Annotated in this window: 15 protein-coding genes; all 15 read right to left on the bottom strand. The window is 70.0% G+C overall.

From position 1 onward, the window contains the following. Nucleotides 1–31: 31 nt before the first annotated feature. From ACK1X7_RS05270 to ACK1X7_RS05340, 15 genes are read right to left on the bottom strand one after another with little or no spacing between them, the layout of a single operon-like run. The gene (locus ACK1X7_RS05270; RefSeq protein WP_385145594.1) at nucleotides 32–430 is read right to left on the bottom strand and encodes a GPW/gp25 family protein; all 399 of its coding nucleotides are present in this window, start codon (nucleotides 428–430) and stop codon (nucleotides 32–34) included. Further along, entirely contained in the window at nucleotides 427–771 is a 345-nt protein-coding gene (locus tag ACK1X7_RS05275) for a hypothetical protein (protein ID WP_385145595.1), read from the bottom strand. Before ACK1X7_RS05275 ends, ACK1X7_RS05270 begins: the two co-directional genes overlap by 4 nt. Before the next feature lie 29 nt (nucleotides 772–800). Further along, nucleotides 801–1,334 (bottom strand): phage baseplate assembly protein V, encoded by a 534-nt coding sequence (locus ACK1X7_RS05280; protein WP_385145597.1) that lies wholly within the window; start codon nucleotides 1,332–1,334, stop codon nucleotides 801–803. Between the two features lie 30 nt (nucleotides 1,335–1,364). Beyond that, nucleotides 1,365–2,504, bottom strand: coding sequence for a hypothetical protein (locus ACK1X7_RS05285; RefSeq protein WP_385145599.1), 1,140 nt, complete (start codon nucleotides 2,502–2,504; stop codon nucleotides 1,365–1,367). Beyond that, nucleotides 2,497–2,877: a hypothetical protein gene (locus ACK1X7_RS05290; protein WP_390794740.1), complete on the bottom strand. Its 381-nt coding sequence runs from the start codon at nucleotides 2,875–2,877 to the stop codon at nucleotides 2,497–2,499. Before ACK1X7_RS05290 ends, ACK1X7_RS05285 begins: the two co-directional genes overlap by 8 nt. A gap of 3 nt (nucleotides 2,878–2,880) precedes the next feature. Then, entirely contained in the window at nucleotides 2,881–3,567 is a 687-nt protein-coding gene (locus ACK1X7_RS05295; protein ID WP_385145603.1) for a hypothetical protein, read from the bottom strand. Then, nucleotides 3,564–4,235, bottom strand: a complete 672-nt coding sequence (locus ACK1X7_RS05300; protein ID WP_413114699.1) for a hypothetical protein — start codon at nucleotides 4,233–4,235, stop codon at nucleotides 3,564–3,566. The genes ACK1X7_RS05295 and ACK1X7_RS05300 overlap by 4 nt, the downstream gene beginning before the upstream one ends. Nucleotides 4,236–4,257: 22 nt before the next feature. Then, the gene (locus tag ACK1X7_RS05305; RefSeq protein WP_413114700.1) at nucleotides 4,258–10,842 is read right to left on the bottom strand and encodes an eCIS core domain-containing protein; all 6,585 of its coding nucleotides are present in this window, start codon (nucleotides 10,840–10,842) and stop codon (nucleotides 4,258–4,260) included. Continuing rightward, complete coding sequence (locus tag ACK1X7_RS05310; protein ID WP_137964242.1) at nucleotides 10,839–11,132, bottom strand: hypothetical protein; 294 nt, start codon at nucleotides 11,130–11,132, stop codon at nucleotides 10,839–10,841. The genes ACK1X7_RS05305 and ACK1X7_RS05310 overlap by 4 nt, the downstream gene beginning before the upstream one ends. Then, nucleotides 11,123–13,399 (bottom strand): ATP-binding protein, encoded by a 2,277-nt coding sequence (locus ACK1X7_RS05315; protein WP_413114701.1) that lies wholly within the window; start codon nucleotides 13,397–13,399, stop codon nucleotides 11,123–11,125. Before ACK1X7_RS05315 ends, ACK1X7_RS05310 begins: the two co-directional genes overlap by 10 nt. Before the next feature lie 8 nt (nucleotides 13,400–13,407). Next, nucleotides 13,408–14,379: a DUF4255 domain-containing protein gene (locus ACK1X7_RS05320; RefSeq protein ID WP_413114702.1), complete on the bottom strand. Its 972-nt coding sequence runs from the start codon at nucleotides 14,377–14,379 to the stop codon at nucleotides 13,408–13,410. A gap of 4 nt (nucleotides 14,380–14,383) precedes the next feature. Next, nucleotides 14,384–15,127 (bottom strand): hypothetical protein, encoded by a 744-nt coding sequence (locus ACK1X7_RS05325; protein ID WP_413114703.1) that lies wholly within the window; start codon nucleotides 15,125–15,127, stop codon nucleotides 14,384–14,386. Next, on the bottom strand, nucleotides 15,120–16,046 hold the full coding sequence (locus ACK1X7_RS05330; protein ID WP_385156789.1) for a hypothetical protein: 927 nt from the start codon (nucleotides 16,044–16,046) through the stop codon (nucleotides 15,120–15,122). Before ACK1X7_RS05330 ends, ACK1X7_RS05325 begins: the two co-directional genes overlap by 8 nt. Before the next feature lie 23 nt (nucleotides 16,047–16,069). Continuing rightward, nucleotides 16,070–16,594: a phage tail protein gene (locus ACK1X7_RS05335; RefSeq protein ID WP_014058531.1), complete on the bottom strand. Its 525-nt coding sequence runs from the start codon at nucleotides 16,592–16,594 to the stop codon at nucleotides 16,070–16,072. A 7-nt stretch (nucleotides 16,595–16,601) separates the two neighbouring features. Then, entirely contained in the window at nucleotides 16,602–18,449 is a 1,848-nt protein-coding gene (locus ACK1X7_RS05340) for a phage tail sheath family protein (protein ID WP_390794746.1), read from the bottom strand. Nucleotides 18,450–18,756 lie beyond the last annotated feature (307 nt).

The following is an 18,756-nucleotide window of genomic DNA, read 5'->3' on the forward strand; positions in this document are numbered from 1 at the left end:
AGTCCAGCCCGCGCAGCGCGCCAAGACACGCTCATGCCGGCCCCCTCCCCTCGAACATTTCGTCGCGCAGACTGGCGGTGGCGCGCACCGCATACCGCAGATGGACACGCACGACGTTCTCCTCGCTGACCACGTCCAGGGACTCCACCTCGATCAGCTCGCCGAGCCGGCGTTGCAGCGACGCCTGGACGGACAGCTCGACGGCGGAGGCCAGTTCGGGGCTGTTGGGCGTGAAGACGAGGTCGAGGAGGCCACATCCGAAGTCGGGCCGCATGACGCGCTCGCCAGGGCTGGTGAAGAGCAACTGCTCGATCAGATCGCGGATGTGGTCGTCGTGGTCCGCGTGCGCGGTGCGCCCGCGCCGGTCGATGCGGAACGGGAAGGCGATATCGGTCCGTACCGCGCGGGTCCTGCCGGTCCGTGTCCTCATCCGCACCTCACCCCTTGCCGCGCGGCCGGGACGACGGGTGGCCCCTGTGGCACGAGCCCCGCGCTGAAGCACTGTGCCGAGGAGGTGTCGAGCAGTACGGGCACGCCGTCGATCAGCACCGCATCGCGGTCCGGAGTCCACCGGACGGTGGTGCACGGCAGCGGGACGCGGTCGACGGTGTGCGGGCAGCCGACGACCGTGAAGACGTCGTCGGCGGATGGCATGGGCTGCCCGTCGAGCCGCACACCGGACGACGGAACGGATGCCGCCCGTACGCGTCCGCCGTGCGGGCAACTGATCACGGCGGTATGGCTGACGAGATTGCCGGAATTCCCGGACACGTCTCTGGTCCCTCCCCGTTTACTTCTGACTATCGCTTCTTGGGTACTGTCAACCGGCCCTGGTTCAGGTCGACTTGATCTCCGACCAGGGAAACGGAAGCCCCCTGCCCGTTGTCGATGTGCACTCCGGTCGCGTCGATCCGTATGGACGCGCCGCCGGGCGCCTGGAGCAGAATTCCCTCGGCCGGAACGTCGGACATCACGATCTTGTGCTTCCCCGGTGTCTGGATCACCACGGGGTGCGCGGTCGCCGGATCGGTCCGCGCGTCCTCCGGGAGCTGCTCCCTGGCCCCGAACCAGCACCCCGTCCAGATGGGGAAGCTGGGGTCCCCCTGCTCGAACTCCACCCACACCCCGGCCCCGACGGACGGCACGACGTACTGCCCGGCGGGCCGCGACTGATCCCCCGTGAAGGGGAAGCAGGGCATGGCCCAGGTCGACGGCTCGTCGCCGAGGACATCGGGCACCTCGACGGTGATCCGGCCTATTCCGAGCGGGTCCTGGTTGTCCCGCACCCGGCCCCGGAATTTCCCGAGGTAGCGGTTGTTGGGCGTGGCCGCCATAGGGGCTCCTGCTCTGTCGTCTTCTGCGGCCTAGGGCCGAACGGTGTCGCTCCGGGCGATCAGCCCTTCGCGGGTGAGCGTGAAGTTCTGCTGGAAGGAGCCGGGCCGGACATGGTGGGTGACGGATTTGACGTAGTACTCGCCGTCGTAGGTGACCCCGGCGCCCCGGACGCCGACGAGCTGGCGCGGCTGGAGGATGTACCCGTGCCGGTTGACGTCCAGCGAGCCGGAACCGGAGATGGCGTCGGCGGAGACGGCGGCCCGCGCCAGGGCCTCGGCCTCGGCCTGCGCCCGGTCCTTCTTGGCCGTGCCGGAGAGCGTCTTGCGCTTGAGGGCGGGGGTGGCCCGTTTGCCCAGCGGCGGGCGGAGCGGGCTGATGTCGGGCTGGGCGAGGAGGGTGGAGGTGCGGGTGGCCGGGTCCTGCCAGCGCGCCTGGGGCTCCTCGCGTGCGGTGCCGTCGTAGGCGAAGGTGAGCTGGTCGACGGTGGAATTGACGTCCATGTTGACGCTGAGGGCGTGCTGGGGTGTCCCGATGCGCTTCTCGGGGCCCCAGTAGGCGGTGGAGACCCCGGCGAAGGGCCCGGGGATGAGATAGAAGACATAGCCGTTGGCCTGCGCGAGGTCGGTGACGTACTGAAGATCGGTGCCGGTCTGGTAGTCGACCCGGCGTTGCGCGTTGGGCGGCTGGAGGATCTTCTCCTCGATGACGTCCGCCTCGATCCCGTAGTCGGTGTACTTCGAGAGGACGCGGGCGACGCGCTTGAAGGGCGGGAGGTTGGGATAGCGGTCGGTCCGCTCCTCGAGGTCCATGAGGAGGGTCAGGTCTTCGCCGGTGACGGTGAGGGTCGTCTGCCCCGGCTGATTGCTGGCCCCCACCTCGTGGCGCACGATGAGGCCGTCGAGGAGGACGATCGGCGTGCCCTTGACGGCGGCCGTGACGACCACGCGGGTGCGGGGATCGAAGAACCCCTCCGGGAGCAGCCGGTCGATGATCGCCCCCTTCTTGGTGAGGTCGAACGCCATCTGGAAGCCGCTGCGTTCGCCCGCGGTCGTGGTGATCTGCGCGGACAGCAGCGCCTCGGTGACCTCGGGGGGCACGGGGCGGGTGAGCTTGGGCCCCATCCGTAATTCGAGGTGGATGGGCCCCTGCCCGACGGGCTCATCAGCCACGCCTCCCACCCCCTGGCCCGCTTCCGGGGAACCCGTTCGGGATCTCGATCTCCTCGCCCGGCTCGGCGGTCAGCTCGCGCGGGTCGAGGACGGGGTTGGCGTCGGCGATCCGCCACCAGGCGGCGGGGTCGCCGAAGTAGCGCTGACCGAGGTGGTCGGGGCGCTCGCCGCTGCTGACGGTGTGGGTGGTCCCGGTGTCCTCGGGGGGTTCGCCGAGGGGCGGCAGCAGCCGCCGCTTGACGTACCGGACGGCGGTGCCGTCGGGCTGGGTGTGAATCCCGATCTCGGCGTCGTGGTAGCGGCTGGAGCGGGGGTAGGGGTGCGCCCCCGGAATCGCGTCGAGCGCGCTTTCGTACGGCTGTCGCTCTGTCATCTGCTAAACCCTCCCCAGCCCGATGTCCCCGCTGTTCAACCCCAACGCACTGAGCGCCCCGCCACGCGCCGCCGCGGCGAGCCGCTCCTTCTGCGCGAGATGCGCGAGATACAGCTCGGCGCCGCGGTGGCCGGCGGGGAGGTCGCTGACGGTGAGCACCTTCAGCCCGATGCTGAGGGAGGCGCGGATGGGGTTGAGGTTGACGTCGAATGCCGATTCGTTGATGGAGAGTTCGGTGATGCGGACCGGCATGACGCGCTTGCTGCCCCAGGTGAAGAGGGTCAACGGCATCTCGATCGGGCTGATCTCGATGGTCCCCTTCTTGGACAGCCGCATGGCCTCCCGCAATTTGGCGGTGGTCGGCTGCACGAGCATTTCGAGCGTGGCGAGCTGCGGGTGTATCCCGTCGGGCGCGGCCACCTCGAACTGATCGGTCGCGTCGATCTCCGCCGTGAACTTCCACGTCTCCTGTGCGGGCCCCTTGAGGCGCAGTGCCTCGTTCTTGTCCCCACTTCCGCTGCCGCCTCCGCCGCTGTCGGCTTGGTCGCCGGCGGATTGGGGGGAGAGCGACCGCTCCAGCGTGTCCGGATTGAACTGCAACACGATGATGCGTTGGGGTGTCCCCCGCTCAGGGTCGACGAGGACTATTCCGGAGCGGATGGGTTTGGGGATGTCGGCGTAGCGGGTCACAGGCGGGCCTCCCAACGCTCCCGAAGTGGTGTGTAGTCACGGTCTGGAAAGATCTGTGGAAGCGCGTCGAGCATGTTCACGATCCGGTCAGCTGTCCGCTGGAACTCTTCCTCTTCTAATGGGGCTTGGGTGAAGAGATGCTGCCAGCCGAATGCACCCTTGGTGAGACGGAGGAGTTCGACATACGTACTGTAGTCGAGTTCCATTCTCCACAAGCCCCGCAGGTGGTCAGAAAACCACATTTCAGAGCCGGTCGACTCTGGATGCAGCCTGATCGCGGTGAAAGATCCGGCCCCCGTGAAAGGGGTGTCGTCGATAACGCGGAGTCCCTGCCCGATGCGCTGTTCCTCGTCCGAATATAAGGAGGATGTTAAATCGGGTGGCTCTTCACACAATGCCCGTTCAAGGGGGGTCAGAAAGAATTCACCGACGACGAATGAATACGGCTCCACTGTCTGCCACTGGCTCCCGATCTCGGAGAACCGAACAGACCGCTTGTAGAGAGACGGGGCAAAATGTGGACCCCCGCCGGGGTCTTTTGCATCAGGAAGGAGGCCCCCCTCCAGGATATCCCCCCTAATATCCTGGAGGACACGCACCCCCGGACTTTGACGGAGATCCTCTTGGATCTGGACCCATTCCTGCTCCCAGGACGTCAGTTTCATCATTCTGAATGATCCTCACAATCTCTTAGAAAGTCAGTCGCCCCTTCTTGGCGGCTTTTTTGAGTCTGGCCAGTGCCTCAATCCTGTTCTTGTGGCTACCGCCCGTGCGGGTCTCGTCGGACTCCCCCGGGGATAGGTGCTGACCTTTGTTGAGCGCCCTTGTCAATGCGGCCATGTTGGCGAATGTTTGGGACCTTCCCCGGTTTGGCTCCGTCATGCGGGAGATTCGCTCGGCGAAGTACACGCTGATTCCAGTCGCAAGGCGGATGGCGTTCGAGTCATCGTGATTCACGTTGGCGACGGGCGCTGACGGAATGTCATCCTTTTTAGGGGGCGGCTGGAATCCGCGTGACCAGATTCCGGTGGCGGGATCCCGCTGCCAATGGCCACGAGGATGGTCGTATCCGCCCCAAGTGATGGTCATCGAGCTTGGGAATCCTGGGAATTTATCGTCGCCGTAGTAGGAGACGTTGACGTCATACCAAATCATTTTGTTACTCTTCCCCCGCCACGGGGAGTTTCGGATTGTGCTGCCAAGAGACCTGATGGCGGGATGCTCAATTTCGTTGGCGGCATCTTTGTTCTGAGTCCCGCGGGCAGGAACGAGGTTGGAAGTTGTTGCTTCGCCCCCCAATTGCGCGGGAAGCAGGTGCATACGCACCCACGCGCCACCTTTGCTGTATTTCGGTGAGACCGCATCCCAGCCCTTGGGCAAGGCATTCGGCCTTTCGTCTGCCTCCGTTCCCTTCGGTGTCGATTTCTTGATGTGATGTGCTTTAAGGCTCGGCGCCTTTTCTGGCCCGTCTCTGAATGTCGGAAGTTTCGTCGGCGGAAGGGGAGGTTCCTCCTGCCGCTCGTCAAAGTCCACTTGTTGCCCCTGCGCCGCCCCCTGCTCCTGGTACAAGTCCTCGAAGGGCCTTGTAGGGCTCAGCCCGGCGAACAGGGTAATTTCTGGAGATCCGACGCCGTAGAGTCGCTTCAGGTGATAGTGCAGACGCATCCTCGTGAGCATGTCCTGGAAATCCGTGTCGGGCATCCCATGCTTGGTCCTGCGCTTGATGATCGGCCTGATCCTCGAAATGATCAGTGCCAACCGCTTCGATTTTTCGCTATCGGATTTCTCCTCGTTCTCCCTATCTCGTTTACCCTTCGTGCTCTTCGGCCTGCCGGGCCTGTCACGGTCATCGTCGCGGTCGCCCTTGGAGTGCTTGTTTCTCTTTCCGTCGCCGTCCTTCTTTCCCTTGCCGCCGGAGTTTTTCTTGCCCGGGCCGCCCGTGTCCTTCTTCCCGTTGCCGTCGGCGCCCTTCTTACCCATGCCGTCCTTGTCGGGCTTGGGCTTGGTCGGGTCCTGGTCCTTGGGGTCCTTGGTCGAGGGCTTGCCGTCGTCGCTCTTGGGCCTGTTCTCGGGGCCCTTGTCGTCCTTGGGGGTGCCCGGGGTTTTGTCGTCCTTGGGGTTGGGCTTCGTCTGCGGCTCGGGCTTCGGCTTCGCCGGGGGTTCCGGCTTGGGGGTGGGCTTGGCCGTCGGGGTTGGGCGGGTGTCCGGGCGGTCTTCCTCGGGCTTGGGCTTGCCGTTCTTGTCCTTCGTCGTGGGGGCTGGGGTCTTGGCGTCGGGTGTGGGCTTGGGTTTGCCGGGGGTTTCGGGCCTGGTGGGTTTGGGCTGGGACTGCGGTGTGGGCCTCTTGGGAGGTGCCTCGGCGCCCGGTTTCGGCTTCGTGGCCGTTGGCGCCGGTCGCGTCGTGGTTTTCGGTGAGGTCGGTTGTTCGGGCTTTTCGTCGGGCTTCGGCTTGCCGCCCCGGCCGTCCGAGCCCTCCCCGTCCGCGCCGCCCTTGCCCCCCGCCCCGCCCTTCCCACCCTTGCCCTGGCCCAGCTTCGCCGCGATGGCCTTGAAGCGCCGGCCCACCTTCGCCACGTACTTGCCGATCCCCGACAGCAGCGCCTGGTAGGCCAGTTCGAGGAGCGCCACGATGCCCGCCGCGACCGCCTTCGCGAAGAGGAGGCCCGCGCCGCCCATGCGGACGACCTTCAGCCAGTCGAGGACCGCGCCCATCGCGCGCAGGATCGCGCCGAGCGAGCCGATGGCCGTGCGGATGGCGTCGATGACGGCCATCACCCAGCCCGCCCCGGGGATCAGCTTGGCGATGACCTTCGTGATGACGATCTCGCCGATGATCAAAGGCAGTTGGGGGACGATCGCGTCCCACGTCTCCTTGACGATCTGCTCCAGCGTGAAGCCGCCCTTGAACAGCTTGTCCAGGATGGCCTTGGGGACGCCGATAATCTCCTGGATCTTGGACTGGAACCAGTCCTTGACGGCGGACTTGACCTCCCTGAACAGGTGGTTCTTCGCGCCGTCCACCGCCGAGTTCTTGGCACCGCTCAGCCAGCCACCGGGATCGGTGAGGAAGTCGACCGCGATGAGCATGAAGTCGCCGAGCGCGCCCAGCAGCTTGGAGGCGAAGTCCAGGACCTGCTTGACCGCGTCCACGACGGCCTTGACCACGTCCATCAGCATCTTCTTGAGGACGTCCAGGATGCTGCTCAGCAGCTTGCCGAGGGCGTTCAGCAGGTCGGTGATGGCCTGCTTGAGCATCGTGGCGAGCTTGTTGACAAGGGCGATCGCGGCGTTGATCAGGCCCGTGATGAAGTTCCGGATGCGCTTCGCCAGGTCGATGACGGCCCGCACCATCGCCTTGGCGAACTCGATCAGATCGTTGATGAAGTTCTTGATCGCGTCGACGATCGCCTTACGGGCGTCGTTGATCCAGCGCTCGACGGTCTCCTTGAAGTTCTTGATGAACCCGATGACCGCGTCCCGCGCCTCCCTGATGACGCGGACGATCGCCTTCTTGATCTCGATGACCTTGTCTTTGATCCAGTCAAAGGCTTTGCTGACCCAGTTGCCCGATTCCTCGACGCTGTCGTCTCGCTTCTTCTCGGCGTCCCGCTCCGCCTGGTCGCTCTTGTCCTGGATCTTCTTGTCGCTGTCGTCCTTCTCCTTGTCGACGTCCTTGTCGGTCTGCTCTTCCTTGTCCTTGACGTCCTTGCGGATCTTCTCGTGGCGCTCGGACTTCTTGTCGCCGAGCGAATGAAGCTCCTTGTCCTGCTCCGTGCGCCAGTCCGCGCGCTTGGCGGTGACCTCCGTCATCGCCTTCTCGCGCTCGCTCGCCTGGCTCTTCGTATTGCCCGCGACCTCTGCGTCGACCTGCTGCTTGTGCTTCTGCTGACCGTCCCGGAAGTCGCGGTCCTTGGTCTGCCGCCCCTCGGACATGCTCTTCTGGCCATCGGTGAACGCCGCCTGGAACTGCGGTCCGCGTTCGTGCTCGGCCACTTCCGACGCGGCCTCGGGAGGGACGGCCCCCGTCGTGGCGCCGCCGCCGGGCGCACCGCCGCCCCCGCCGCCACCCTGGCCGGGGACCTTGGCCGCCATCTGTTCCTTGGGCGCGTCGGGATAGACCTGGTCCTCGCCCATCCCGCGGCCCGCGTCGTCGCGGCCCGTCGCGACGGTCTCCTGGCCCTTGGTGTCGACGGCTGAGCCCTGCTCACCGGCCGTCTGATCGGCGGCGCCCTGCATCTGCACGCCCGGCGCGTTGCCCGCCTGGGCCTTCTTGAGCGCGTCGTCCTTGGTCGGCAGGCCGGCGAACTTCGCGGCCAGCTCCTGCGGGTCCACCACGGGTTTGTCGGCGCCGAAGACGCTCGCGATCCCGTTCACGATCTTGCCGCCGATGAAGCCCAAGGCCATCTTGAAGGTGTCCCAGCCGCCGGGCTCCTCGGCCTTCTCCGCCTCGATCTGGCCCTCGGGCGGCTTGTCGCCCGTGACCTTGGCGTCCTCCTTCTCCGGCGCCTCGGACTTCTGGGCCGGATCCTGCGAGTACTGGGCCGGGGCGTCGGTTGCGGGCTTGCCCTGGAGGGTCTGCGGGGCGCCGGCCGGACGCTGCATCGAGGGCGGGGAGGCGGCGAGCGCCTTGTGTTCGTCGCCGACGGTACGGTCCACCGAGCCGCTCACACCGGTCATGGCCTGGAGCGCCACATGGGGCTTGAGCTTCGAGGCGGTGGACAGGCCCGCTTCCGGGGACACCTGGGAGAGGTTCGGGGCCGGACCGGAGTCCTTCTTCTTGCCCTTGGCCGGGGCGGACGCCTTGCCGCCACCACCTCCCCCGCCACCGGCTCGGGATCCGCCGCCACCGCCGCCGCCTGGAGTCTTGGCGGACGGTGCCGACTTGGGCGCCGCTGCCTTAGCCCCGGAAGCGGCCTTGGGCGCCGGTGTCTCCTTCGAGGGCGCGGCCGCGGGCTCGGCGGTCTGCTCGAGCTCGGCGGTCTTCTTGGGTTCCGGGGCGGGCGGTGATGCGTCTGCCGTCGGTGCGCTCTGCTCGCTCCGCGCCCCGCTGCTCGCCCCGCCGGGCGTATCCGCGTTGGACCCGCCCGTGACCTGGGTGTCCCGTGCGGGTGAGGGGGAATTGGCGTCCGCCGTGGGTTCGCTCCTGCCCGCCGGTGCCGTGTCCGCCTTCTTCTGCTCCTCCTTGGCCGCGGGCTCCTGCGCCGCCTGGCCAGCCACCGCCTGCGGGGACGCCTTCTCCTGCGCACCGCCGGAGGTGTCACCCGCCGCGGGTGTGCCCTTCTCCTCCTTCGCGGCCTGTTCCGTGGCTTCGCTGCCGTCCTCCGACCTGCCCGCGGCCTCCCGCACCGTCGTCTGGGCGACGACGGGCCCGTCCTTGGGGTCGGCGCCGCTCTTCGGGTCCCGGGTCGCGGCCGGTCCCGGTCGGCTCTCGGCGGCCTGCTCCACGGCCAGACCGTCGAGATCGCCAAGCCCGCCGCCTGCCGCCGCGCCGTCGTCCGCCTCCGCCGACGGCTCGGCGTCCGCGGCCGAGTCCGCGGTGTCCTCATCGGGTTCGGCGTCCGCCGCCTCGTCCTCGGCGTCCTCCGCGTCCCGCTCGGCCTGCACCTTGTCGGCCTTGGTCACCGGCGGGGCGGGGAACGACGGGACGGGAGGGGTGGCGGACGAGGCGGCGTCGAACGTGTCCGCGGTCGGTACGCCGGACACATCGAGGTCCTGCTCCGGCAGGAAGTCCTCCGGCTGGAGCTTGGTGTCCCAGGCGCTCTTCTCCGCGCCCCCGACCTCGACCTCCGACTCACTGCCCGAGCCGAACGGATCCTCCTCGGCCCGCTCCTTAGGGCCGTCCAGATCCTGGGCGCGTACGCCATCGAGGGTGGAAAAGGCGCCGGGCGACTGGGTGTCCTTGCCGGACACCGTCGGCGAACCCGTGGGTTTGTCCGCGCCCCGCTTGTCCTGCTGCTTCAACTGCCGGCCCGCCACGAGCGCATCGGCCGCGCCCGGACGGTTCTTGGCCGCCGACTCCTCCTTGCTCGGCGTCGCGACGCCCTGCTGGTCCTGCCCTTCCTTCCCCTCGCCCCCTGCCTTGCCGTCCTTGGCGTCCTTGCCCTTCTCGGAGCCCTCGGACTTCCCACCCGAGGACGAGGAAGAGGACGAACGCTGCTGCTGGGACTGGGGCGCGGCGGCCGGTGCCGCCGAGGCCGAACCGCCGGACTTCCCACCCGACGCAGGGCTTCCGCCCTCGCGTCCCGCGTCGGCGCCCGGCCTCCGCGCCTGGTTCCCGCCCTGGCCCTCCTTCCCGGAAGCGCCCCCGCCGTTCCGCGGCGTACTGCCCGGCGCGCCCTCCTCCGCGGGCTCGTCCTTCTCCGGACCCGACGCAGGCGCGGGACGCTGCTCCTCCTCGCGCCGCTCTTCCGCCCTCCGCCGCCCCGTCTCACGCTCGAACAGCAGCTCCTCGACCGGATCCGGCTCGACGTCCGGGGCGGCCAGCGGCTCCCGCTCCAGGTCGTCGTCCGCCTCGATCTCGTCGACGAAGTCGAGCACCCGCTCGTGCTCCGAGCTGAGGAGCCTGGTCTCCAGGCGGTCGAGGACGGCGTCCTGCACCTCGTCCGGCATCCGCGCCAGTTGCATACGGGTGCGCTTGGAGCGGTCCTCGGGATCGCCGCGCAGGGAGCGGATCACGCCGTTGGCCAGACGGTCCACCAGCGTCGCCGGGTCGAGCTTCTCCATGCGGTTGCGGTCGGCGTCGACCGTGGCGTAGCGGAGCCAGCCCGGGGTGGTGGACTTCTCCGGGGTCACGTCCGCTTCCGGTTGCCCGCCGCGGACCAGCTCCCGCGCCGCGCCCTCCGCCTCGCGCTCCATCGTGTCCTGCGGGAGGCTCACCGCGCCCAGGTCGCGGCCCGCGCGCAGGGTGCCGAGGCCGTGGGGGTTCTGGACGGTGTGCAGCAGTTCGTGGGCGAGGAGGCGCCGGCCTTCGGTCGTGCCGGGGCGGTAGGTGTTCTCGCGGAAGAAGATGTCCTGGCCGACCGCCACCGCGTCCGCGCCCAGCAGTTCGGTGAGGTGGCCGGCGTCGCGGTCGGTGTGCAGGCGGACCTGGCCGAGGTCGTGGCCGAGCTGTTCCTCGAGGTCGCGCCGGACGCTCGGGTCGAGGGGCTGTCCCGCGCCGCTGACGATGTCCTTGGGCTCGGGCGCACGGGCCTTGCCGGTCCGCTCCTTGCGCTTGCGGCGCTTGGCGGACTGGGACGCGCGGTCGTCCTGGGTGGCGGACGGTGTGTTGCTCATGTCCCCTCCCGCCCCCTTCCGGACAGGCCCGCGTGCACGGCCCTGGCCAGGGCCTCGCCCAGCCGGGCCGGGGAGGTGGTGGCGGGGAGCGGGGGCAGGTCGGACAGGGCCTCGATCGCCGTGCCCTCCCCGGCCGCAGCCAGGGGTACGCCGCGCTCCCGCACCAGCCGGGCCAGCTCCGTCTGGAACGCCGCCGAGACCCGGTCCGGGTCGATCCCGGCGCCGAAGCCGGACAGCGCCAGCTCGCCGATGTCCACACGGACCGCACGCGGTTGATCGTTCAGACCCATCCGTGGACCTCCGAGGGTGTGAGCGAACGGTCCAGCTTCTGGTACTCGGTACGCGCCGCCGCCAGCATGTGGCGCATCTGGAGGCGGTCGCCCTCTTCGGCGGCGAGGAAGGCGCCCGAGAGCGCGATATTGCGGATCGAACCGCCCGCCACGGTGAGTTGGGCAAGGCGCTGGGGGTCGATGTCCTTCATCGGCGCCTGAGCGGGAAGCACCCGGCGCCAGATCTCGGCGCGCTCGCTCTCACCGGGGAAGGGGAAGTCGACGACGAAGCGGATCCGGCGCATGAAGGCCGGGTCGAGGGCCTTCTTCATATTGGTGGTGAGGATGGCCAGGCCCCGGTACGCCTCCATGCGCATCAGCAGATAGCTGACCTCCAGGTTGGCGTACCGGTCGTGGCTGTCCTTGACCTCGCTGCGCTTGCCGAACAGCGCGTCCGCCTCGTCGAAGAGGAGCAGTGCGCCACCGCGTTCGGCGGCGTCGAAGACCTTGCGCAGGTTCTTCTCGGTCTCGCCGATGTATTTGCTGACCACCTGGGAGAGGTCGATGATGAAGAGGTCCAGGCCCAGCTCCTTGGCCATCACCTCGGCGGCGAGGGTCTTGCCGGTGCCGGAGCCGCCCGCGAACAGGGCGGTGACGCCGAGGCCCCGGCGGAGTGTCGCGGCGAAGCCCCACTCCTGGTGGACGGTGGCGCGCTGCCGCACATGGGCGACGACCTCGCGCAGGATCCGCGACTGGTGGCCGGCGAGCACCAGATCGTCCCAGGCGGCCTCGGGTTCGATCCGCCGGCCCAGCTCGTCCAGGCCGATGCGCGCCTCGATGAGCCCGGCGCGCCAGGCGAGTTCGGTGGGGTCGAGCGCGTCCGTGCCCGTGCCCGTGCCCGTGTCGGGGAGGTCACGGCGTACGGCGGCGGCCGCCGAGCGGATGACATGCGGCGGAAGCTGGAACTGGGCGACCAGCGACCGCAGATGCCCCTCCTGGATCCGCGGGATGTCGGCGAAGGCGTCCGCCCAGAGGGCGAGTTGTTCGGTGTCGTCCAGCCCGGGTACCGTGACGCGCTCGCCGCGCGGGCGGCCGGTCGGGCGCGGGTCCTGGCCGGAGACGACGAGGGGCACGGCGGCGGCCTCGATGAACGCGTCGGTGGCGGCCGTCTGGTCCCGGTCCATCTCGCCGACCTCCAGCAGGAGCGCCGCGGGCAGCAGGACGGCCTCGCGCTGCCAGAGGCGGGCGAGCCGGTCGCGTTCGGCCGCGTCGGTGGGGACGTCGTCCGAGGCCATGACGTACAGGGCGAGTCCGGTGCGACGGGCGGCCGTGGCGGCGATGTCGGTACGGGTGGTGAGGTCGCCGCCGACGAGTTCCACGCGCAGCGGGGCCTCCGGGCGGGACTCGTTCCAGCCCGCGGCCACCCGGTCCGCCGCCCGGCCGTAGGAGGCGGGCAGGGTCCGCGGGGCCTGTGCGCGGCGCAGCAGCCCGTGCAACCGGGCGTCGAGGTAGGGCGATCCGGCCAGGAAGTGCAGGATGCGCTCGTCGATCCGCAGCCGGGAGGTGGTGAGCCGGGTCTCGTCGTCCAGCTCCGTCAACCGCCAGCGGCGGAGCGGGGACACGGGGGTGAGCGCGCTCCAGTGCGGCTCGTCGAGCGCGGCGAGGGCGAGCGAGAAGGTGGGGTACGTACGCGTCGGGTCGCCGCTGGCGGCGGCGCACCGCGCGGCGGCGGTGGGGTCCAGTTCGGCCGCCGCCGCCAGCAGGACGAGCTGGCGCTCGAAGGTGCTGAGGCCGAAGCAGGCCACGAGCGCGTCGAGGGTGGCGGGGCCGGAGACCGCCCTCCGAGCGGGGGCGGGGTGGGGGGCGGTGGCATCGTCCGGGGCCGCGGAGGGGTTGTGCGGACGGTCTCCGTCGGAACGGGAGCCGTTGGGCGCGGGACCGGGGGTCGTCGCCTGGGACCTGGTCCGTTGCGGCGAATGGTGTTCGTCGCCCTCGGCGGGGGTGGTGGGCTCGTCGGCGGTGACGGCATCGCGGGGTGCGGCGCCGCCGGAGCTGGAGGCGCCGGGCCGGGAGCCGTTGGAGGTGGCGCGGCGCGCATGGGCGTCGACGCGGGCCAGCACGGCCTGGACGGCGGCGGCCAGGGCCTGTCCGTCCTCGGCGGCGATGGAGTCGCCACCCGTTACGGAGTCCCCACCCGCGATGGCGTCTCCGTCCGCGATGGCATCGGCGGCCACCGATGCGTGGCCGTCCCGCGTACCCATGCCGTCGTCCACCCCCTTCTCCCCCATCGCGTGCCTCAGCTCTCCGTGTCCTCGGAGCGCCCGCCGCGGCGCCGGGGCGTGGCCTTGCGGGTACGGCTGGGCGCGGCGGCCGACTTGGCGGCGGCGGTCTTGGTGGTCTTGCTCGCGGCCGACTTGGCGGCGGCGGTCTTGGTGGTCTTGCTCGCGGCCGACTTGGTGGCGGCGGCTTTGGCGGTCTTGGCGGCAGCCGTCTTGGCAGCGGGCGTCTTGGCAGCAGCCGCTTTCGTGGTGGCGGAACGCTTCTTGGCGGGCTCGGCGGCGGCCGCCGTCTCGTTCTCCGTCGCCGCCTCCGCCCGGGCGGGCTCCTCGGGCCGTTCCGGATCCGCCCCCGGCAGGGTGGGTGGCTCCGGCGCTCCCGGCGCGCCGAAGGGCAGCACCCGTACCGTGGGCCGTTCCACCGGCTTCGCCGGGACCGGCCGCTCGCGCCCCTCGATCAGGACCAACGAGCCCTGATAGCAGACCGACAGCACATACGGGGTCTGGTAGAGCATCCCCCAGAGCTTGGAGGTCTCGTCCACGTCCATCTGCGTCGGTGTGAAGCGCACCCGCTGCACCGACTCGGCCAGGTCGCTGCCCGCCAGATACGGGCGCCGGGCGGCCTCCTCGATCACGTCCTTCGGCAGCATCGGTATCTCGTGCAGAGTGCGCACCACACTGCCGATCAGACGCTGTCCGACCAGTTCGGACTCCTCCCCGTACGCGCTGATCAGGTAGTGCAGGTCCATCGCCGCGGCCGGTCGCTTGAGCAGCGTGCCGTCCGAGGCCCGGGTGGGCAGGTCGGTGGCGCGCATGGAGGCGTTGGGGGTGACCTGGTAGAGGAAGATGTTGATGGTCGGTTCGGTGGGCGGCTCCGTCGGGGGCCTGCGGGTGTCCACCGTGACCGCGATGTCGATCTCGGGCCGCAGATTGTTCGCGATCAGCAGCGCGAGGGCCTGGGTGACGGTGGCGAACGCGAGTCCGTTGCTCATGGTGTCAGTCCCTCCTCTCGCCGCGCGCCAGGTAGTCGTCCAGGCTCAGCGCGGGTGCGCGCCGTCCCGCCGTTCCGGGGCGGGCGGGCGCGGCTCGGTCGGCGCCGGGCGGGGCGGCGGCGGTGACCTCCAGCCGTCCGATCTGGACATGAACCGTGCGCTGGGCGGTTCGGCCGCGGCGCCGCCCGGCGGGGAGCCGCGCGCCATCCCGGCCCATGGCGGGGTCGGCCGTGCAGGGCGGCAGTGGCACGGCGGCCGCCGCGGGCCACAGGCCCCCGGACGGCGGGCCGGGCCGGGGTCCGGCGGCGGCCGGTGCGGTGTCGGGTGCCGGGGCCGCCGTGTCGCCCCGGCGGGTGGCCGGGGTGTCGGGGGCGGCCGGTTGCGGCCTGACGGTGATCTGGGTGCTGGGGAGCAACAGGGGTGCCGGGGCGGGGAGTTCGGCGTACCGCTCCACGTCCTCGTACGGCATGGGCTCGGCGCGTACGACGGTGTGCCGGTCGGTCCTGACCTCGCGCTCGTGCCGCACCACCTCCCGGTGGCGGTCGGCCGCGGGTGGCGCGGCCATCCTCGCGGGGGCGGGCTCCCCCGGCAGCGGCTGTTCTTCCCCCAGCGCCTCGATCCGCTCGTACGGGCCGGGCAGCCGCGGCCGGGCCCGGACCGGGCGGTCGCCGGCGCCGCCGCCCGCCACCCGCCCGGACGCGGGCACGGGGGCGTGCCGCGCGAGCAGCCGGTCGAAGAAGTCAGCCATCTGCGCACAGCTCCAGGTAGTAGCGGCGCCGCAGCGGGCTGAGCGCCAGGATCTGAGGCTCGCTCCAGCCGTATGCGGTGGCGAGCAGGTGGACATCGAGGAGCAGGTCCCGTGCCCAGTGGTCGAGTTCGGCCCACAGGTAGGAGGCGATATCCAGCTCGGCCCGGGTGGCCTCACCGCATTCGGGGCAGGCGACGTTGAGCGTCACATCGGCCGCCGGGTCGGCGTGTTCGGCGGCCTCGGCGAGCTTCCGCTGCACCGGCTCGGGCAGTTCGGCCACCGGGAGGCGGTCGGCCGGGACGGGCTGCCCCGCACGGTGTACGGAGACGAGGCAACGGGCGAGCAGGGCCCGCCGGGCGCGGTCCGCGGCCGTGGACGCCTCGGCGGCCTCGCTGCCGTCCGCGCCCACGAGCCCGCCCACGTCCACGTCCTCACCCAGGACTCCGTCCCCGCCCCCGGGCCCGCCCGCTCCTGACGTCGCACGACTGCCCGCTCCTGACGTCGCACGACCGCCCGTTTCGCCCACCGCACGACCGCCCCCTCCGGCCACCGCGTGCGCGGCCGCCTCGAGGTCGGCGACGGTGGGCAGCCGGAACTCGACCGTCCACTCGCCCTCCTCCACCCGGAGCGGCCCGTCCCGCTCCCGCGGGCGCACCCCCAGGTCGCGGGCGTCGAGGTCGAACTCCATGGCCTCGCCGCACGCACCGCATTCGGCCCGGATCTGCATCCGTTCGCCGAAGAGCGCGCGCCGCAGGGCGTACAGGTCCGCCTCGCGCTCGCCCACCGGCAGCGACCGCAGTTCGTCCGCTGCGGACTCCGGGCGGGCCGCCCGGTGCAGCAGCAGGGCGCGGCCGGGGCCGTGGTGCGCCAGCCCCGCCTCCCAGATGGCCAGCAGCTCCGCGGGCCCCGTGTTCCCCATCTCTCAGGCCGTCCGCTCCCCGCCTACGCGGGGTGGGTGAACGAGGGCTCTTCCGGCTCCGGCACCTCGTAGTCCCGCTCCCAGCCCTCGCACTCCAGCTTCAGGCTCTGGATCGCGACCGCGTTGGCGTTGGCGTCCAGCTCGCCGAGGACCTGGTACTCGCTCGGCCAGGTCCGGTAGAGCTTGTGCGAGACGGCGACCTGGCCCGCCTCGTTGAGGACCTGGATGACGATGTCCTTGCGGAAGTCGGCGAGCGAGACCTCGGCGCCGAGCCCCGCGCCGACCTGCCAGACCTTGTTGGCCCAGCGGTCGAATTCGGGGTCGTGGGTGACCCCGCGCTCCAGGGTGATCCCCTCGAACTCGGACCGGCCCGGGGACTTGCGGGGCGAGCTGGGGTCGCCGCCGTTGCGGTGCTTGACGACCTCGGTGGTGCGCTTGAGCGGACTGATTTTGCTGATGCCCGCGACCGTACGACCGTCCCAGAGGACCAGAAACTTAAAGTTCTTGTACGGGTCGAAGCGATGGGCGTTGACCTGGAACTCAGCCATCACATTCCTAAATCTCGAACTGTCCGGCCATCTGCTGGATCTTGACGATCACGAACTCCGCGGGCTTGACCGGCGCAATACCGACCACGACATTCACGATGCCGTTGGCGATGTCCTCGTCCGTCGTGGTGTCCTTGTCGCACTTGACGAAGTACGCCTGACGCGGAGTGCCGCCCTTGAACGCGCCCTTCTCGAACAGGGTGTGCAGATAGCCGGAGGCGTTCAGCCGGATCTGCTGCCACAACTGCTCGGTATTGGGTTCGAAAACGACCCATTGCAGTCCGCGGCGCAGGCTCTCCTCGATATGCAGCGCCAGCCGCCGCACCGGGACGTACTTCCATTCGCTGCTCTGCGCGTCGGCGCCCCGCAGCGTGCGGGCGCCCCAGACCAGCGGGCCCACCACCGGGAAGGTGCGCAGGCAGTTGATGCCCAGCGGGTTGAGCAGTCCGTTCTCGCGGTCGGTCAACTGGACGCCGAGCGAGTACACCCCGGCCAGCCGCGCCTCGGTCCCGGCCGGTGCCTTCCACACGCCGCGCTCGCTGTCCGTACGGGCGATGACGCCCGCGAGTGCCCCGGAGGGCGGGAAGGCGCGCAGCCGCCCGGTGAGCGGGTCGGTGAGCCGCAACTGCGGGAAGTACAGCGCGGCGTGGTCGCTGCGGACCGGCTCGAAGGCGCCGATCCCGGCGCGGGCCGCGTCCACGCTGCCCCAGGCGGAGGGCGCGTCGACGAGCAGGAAGATCCGCCGCTCCCGGCACAGCCGGTCGGCCGCCGACAGCACGGTGACCATGTCGCCGACGGACTCGTACCCGGCGAGCTCGGGCAGCGACAGCAGGTTGACGTCCTCGATGTCGCGCAGCGCTTGCAGGCCGGTCTTGTCCGCCTCGCCGCCGATGAGGTCGCGGGGGCCGGGCGGGGCGCCGTCCTCGCCGCCGGACAGCGGGAAGACGGGCGGGTTGACCGATGCCTCAAGGCCGAGGTCATTGGCGCATTCGCCCAGGAAGCGCACCACGTCATCGGGGTCGATGGAGCCGGCGACGACCTGGAGTCGGCGGCCGAACGCGGTGACCTCGGTGCCCGCGAAGGCGTGCTTGCCGGGCGCGTCGGGCAGTGCGCGCAACTTGCGCTCCAGGAGCAGGGCCAGCTCGGTGACGTCGCACGGAGCCTCGCCGTCGCAGTCCGGGTCGTACAGCGTGAACGACCGCTCCACCTCGCCGATCTTGACCGTCAGCTCGACGCCCAGATCGGGGAGTTCCCCCGCGAACGGCTTGGAGACCGTGCCGGAGGGGTCCGGCCGGCCCTCGCCGACGGCCTTGACCCGGATCAGTGCCGACCCGGCGTTGATCACGGTCTCGGCGTGGCGGCCGTGGGCGGGGTCCATGGACAGGCTGGTGAAGGTCTCCCGGGAGGTGCCCCGGGCGTCGAGCACATGGAGGTTGAAGGTCTCCTCCGGGCACGGCGTGTCGTAGTCGACGGCCAGCCGCAGGCCCGAGCCCCAGTGGCCGGGCTCCTTGGCGTGCACCTCCAGCACCGGGCATTCGCTGTGGCCCTCGGTGGAGTCGAGGGTGACGCAGGCGGCCTTGCCGGTGCCGGCCTTGGTCACGCGGACGACGACCGCCACGGTGCCGCCGTTGCCGAAGAACTGGTGCACCGCGTAGCCGACGGCGCTCTGCGAGGTCAGGCCCCCGAAGCGGCGCTCGAAGTCGGCGAAACTGGTGATGCGCACCGGGGTGTTGAGCGGGCCCCGCCGGGTGTGGCCCACGAACGCGGTCACCGAGGTGGTGACCGAGGCGATGGTACGGACGCTGCTGGGAAGCTCTTCGATGTAGACACCGGGATAGCCCGCGGGCGTCGGCATTCCCCCTCCATTCTCTTCGCGCATCAAGAGATGAGGAGGGGAAGTGAAGATCACACGTACGGATTTCCCGCCGTGCGCACACAATCTCCTTACACTTCCCCCGGTCGCACGCCCCCGCGAAACCGGTATCGCAGGATTCGGAACGTCGCTTGCGGCTCCTGATGCGTGAGTGCGCTTTGAGTCTCCGCGCCCGGCATGATTCCGGTCAAGACATTGATCCGGTCATCTCTTCCACGGTGAATTACTAGATCGTTTTGCGGTCTCCACAGAGTTGACCAAGCCATTACCGTGCGCGAACGCTTCCGGC

Origin of the sequence: Streptomyces sp. CY-1, assembly GCF_047218265.1 — a bacterium.
Taxonomy (GTDB): domain Bacteria; phylum Actinomycetota; class Actinomycetes; order Streptomycetales; family Streptomycetaceae; genus Streptomyces; species Streptomyces niphimycinicus.

What these genes read in the sequence shown, in the direction of transcription:
- ACK1X7_RS05270 (WP_385145594.1), bottom strand. Translation starts at nt 430, where the DNA reads ATGAGGACACGGACCGGCAGGACCCGCGCGGTACGGACCGATATCGCC.
- ACK1X7_RS05280 (WP_385145597.1), bottom strand. Translation starts at nt 1,334, where the DNA reads ATGGCGGCCACGCCCAACAACCGCTACCTCGGGAAATTCCGGGGCCGG.
- ACK1X7_RS05290 (WP_390794740.1), bottom strand. Translation starts at nt 2,877, where the DNA reads ATGACAGAGCGACAGCCGTACGAAAGCGCGCTCGACGCGATTCCGGGG.
- ACK1X7_RS05300 (WP_413114699.1), bottom strand. Translation starts at nt 4,235, where the DNA reads ATGATGAAACTGACGTCCTGGGAGCAGGAATGGGTCCAGATCCAAGAG.
- ACK1X7_RS05305 (WP_413114700.1), bottom strand. Translation starts at nt 10,842, where the DNA reads ATGAGCAACACACCGTCCGCCACCCAGGACGACCGCGCGTCCCAGTCC.
- ACK1X7_RS05310 (WP_137964242.1), bottom strand. Translation starts at nt 11,132, where the DNA reads ATGGGTCTGAACGATCAACCGCGTGCGGTCCGTGTGGACATCGGCGAG.
- ACK1X7_RS05315 (WP_413114701.1), bottom strand. Translation starts at nt 13,399, where the DNA reads ATGGGGGAGAAGGGGGTGGACGACGGCATGGGTACGCGGGACGGCCAC.
- ACK1X7_RS05320 (WP_413114702.1), bottom strand. Translation starts at nt 14,379, where the DNA reads ATGAGCAACGGACTCGCGTTCGCCACCGTCACCCAGGCCCTCGCGCTG.
- ACK1X7_RS05325 (WP_413114703.1), bottom strand. Translation starts at nt 15,127, where the DNA reads ATGGCTGACTTCTTCGACCGGCTGCTCGCGCGGCACGCCCCCGTGCCC.
- ACK1X7_RS05330 (WP_385156789.1), bottom strand. Translation starts at nt 16,046, where the DNA reads ATGGGGAACACGGGGCCCGCGGAGCTGCTGGCCATCTGGGAGGCGGGG.
- ACK1X7_RS05335 (WP_014058531.1), bottom strand. Translation starts at nt 16,594, where the DNA reads ATGGCTGAGTTCCAGGTCAACGCCCATCGCTTCGACCCGTACAAGAAC.
- ACK1X7_RS05340 (WP_390794746.1), bottom strand. Translation starts at nt 18,449, where the DNA reads ATGCCGACGCCCGCGGGCTATCCCGGTGTCTACATCGAAGAGCTTCCC.